The sequence below is a fragment of the Photorhabdus sp. RM323S genome (assembly GCF_042879375.1).
Lineage (GTDB): Bacteria > Pseudomonadota > Gammaproteobacteria > Enterobacterales > Enterobacteriaceae > Photorhabdus > Photorhabdus tasmaniensis.
The window spans coordinates 1-2,551 of sequence record NZ_JBHFKZ010000127.1; the positions used below are offsets into that span (position 1 = coordinate 1).

Here is a 2,551-nt window from a genome sequence, read left to right on the forward strand (position 1 = left end):
CCCTCTATACCATCACCAACAACAGCGGTCAGATTACCTTTGGTAAAACCGATGCGCTGGGCAGAACCGTCACCATACAAAGTGAGGAAGAAGAAAATCTGCAACTGGATTCACCAGAAGCCCCGCCGAAACCGAAGCAAACCTTATACCGGTTCAGTGGTAACACCCCGGTAGAATATGTTATGGAGTTTAAGGAAAAATAAGTATGGCAATATCCAACAACGGCAAGATGTGCCCGGCCGTGACCTCAATTAATTGCACGATGGAAATAGGGGTCTTTCCCGCTGATGAAGATCCCTGCTATCTGGCGGAAAAAGCCGAATATGCCCAGCGGCTGCCGGCAATGATTATCACTAAACTGGGGGCGATTCGCTTTCTTAAACAGATTGTCATGAGCGGATTAATCAAAGTTGAAGAGTATAAGCACGATTTCCTGTGGCCTTATAAAGCAGAAGTGGTGTTTGCTATCCGAGGGAAAAAGGACGCTCCTCTGCCTATGCTGGCGACCAGTCAAATCTCTAAGCAGCGTTATGGTGATAATTTACCGCAATCCAGTAATCCGTTTGCCCGGCCTTCTGCTGTTGATGCGGAGAAATTTGGGGTTGTTGGTATCCGCCGTCCCGATATTATTCTGGTTAAAGATGAGGATCTCCGCTGGCCGGGCAGAAATGCCACCTACTTCGATGGTTCTGTACACCCTGATAATCTAAAAATGTTGATTGAAGTAAAATTTCCGGGGGATGCACTCAGTAAAGGGCAAGAAAAGGATTATATCCAGATTGCTACCCGTGATCGTTTCGGTGTGATGCGCGTCGACGATAGCCGCACAGAAGAGCAAAAGCAGTATGATGAAGCGTGGCGAAAACACTATCAACCCGGTTCACAACACTATAAAAATCCGATACCGCTGGCTCCCTTGCCGCCCGGTTCGCCTCCTGATGATGCCTTACCCGTACCTACTCCTCCCGAAGAGGGCGTACCGGGGACTATTCCGCAACCGCTGACAAAAAACCTGCCGCTTGTCAGTACCTCTTCCTGGTCTTTTTTTCCCAGCTATGAAGACTGGGTCATTCTCGGGCAAGAGGTGGCCGGATTGACAGAACAGGGGTTAGATTACATCCGTAACAGTACCCGTAAACTCCTTGCCCAATTTGGGGACTGGTTCAGTGAAGCGGGTAAGTGGGTGTGCAAAGAGATTATTGACCCGATAACTCATCAGGTCAGTTACGTTTTTTCCTGGGTCAATGAACAGACAGGGAAAATCGTGACCTGGACTGAGAGTGAGATAAAAGCCCAATGGCAGACCGTGCAACAGGGTTCGGATATCACCCTGGAAGAACTAAAAAGTATTAGCTGGATGCAAATATTTAAAGCGGTCGGTGAAGAAATGCTGGAAGTGGTTGTGATTATTGCTGGTGTTGCCGTTGTTATCCTCGTCACCCTTGCGGTCGCTGCTGCGCTGATTGCACTGGTGGAAATTTTAGCCGCTGCTGCTGCGGTCAGCGCCGCCGCGTTGGCTACCGTCCTTGCAATATTGGCGAGTGTGACATTCGCTACTGCCTCATAATTATATGGAGAAAATAATGGAAACTGTAGATTACTTTGCCCAGTTGAGATCACAACTGACCTCTTTTCTTTTTATTAATGGAGATGAACTGACCGTCTCCCGCTTGGGTATCTCAATTACCCTGTTTTTTAAACAGGGTTACACCCAAGAGAAAAAGCAACGCATTCTGGCCTGCTATCGCCGTTTTCGTGAAGAATTTGGTACCCATCTGCGTTTTCATACTCATGAGCTGAAAGGGTTAAAAAAATATTCATCGGAAAATATTGCCAAAGTCGAAGAAGGTATTCTTAATCAGAAAAAGAATCAGCTTTCTAGCTGGGATGTTAGTGATGCAAAAAATCTCTATGAAGCCCCCCACTATCTGATGCATTACCTGGATTCCCGAGAAATTGATGGTGATGACAGTAGCTCTTACCTGAGTCTGGTGCTGCCCTGGGATTATCTGCAAGCACAAGACGGCATGACCAAATTTATGGCCTGGCTGGATTTTCTGTGTGAGCAACTTGAACCTGACTGGGGAGACTGTGGTTATTGTCTGGTCCTGCCCAGAGATTATCATGATTATTTTCCCTTAGAGTACCAATTGACCCTGCGCTACCTCACCCTGCAAGTCAACTCTACGGTTCATACCACACTGGATGATTATGCCGATTCTATACGGAGCATGAACTGGATCACCCTGCTGTCCAGACGGTTTGTCGCACGATTGGGCGGGGAAATCTGGATACGTAAAACACTGGCACGCTACCCGGATGTGGTGATTAGCCCTTACTCCAATGGTCTGATGATCCGCGCAGGCAAATACCCGGATCTGACACCACTACCGGGCAGTGTCCCGGCGAGTTATTTTGCCATTAACCAACTGATACGCCCGATACGTTTTGTGCCGGGAGAAGGTGATTCCCTGCACTTTCACGGCGTGGGTCATTTTGATGATATTTCCACACAAGCCTGGTATGCCCGCTATGACCGGGGCCCTCTGCA

The 2,551-nt window shown here is 48.1% G+C and carries 3 protein-coding genes; all 3 read left to right on the forward strand.

The genetic code is table 11. From position 1 onward, the window contains the following. The coding region (locus ACGF7G_RS22070) for a hypothetical protein (RefSeq protein WP_387468409.1) at window positions 1-203 on the forward strand (203 nt) is incomplete at its 5' end. 2 nt (window positions 204-205) lie between these two features. After that, the gene (locus ACGF7G_RS22075; protein ID WP_387468410.1) at window positions 206-1,567 is read left to right on the forward strand and encodes a VRR-NUC domain-containing protein; all 1,362 of its coding nucleotides are present in this window, start codon (window positions 206-208) and stop codon (window positions 1,565-1,567) included. 16 nt (window positions 1,568-1,583) lie between these two features. Then, window positions 1,584-2,551 (forward strand): type VI immunity family protein (locus ACGF7G_RS22080; RefSeq protein ID WP_387468412.1); only part of this gene is annotated, 968 nt, incomplete at its 3' end.

Coding starts and splice junctions, on each gene's coding strand:
- ACGF7G_RS22075 (WP_387468410.1), top strand. CDS start 206: ATGGCAATATCCAACAACGGCAAGATGTGCCCGGCCGTGACCTCAATT.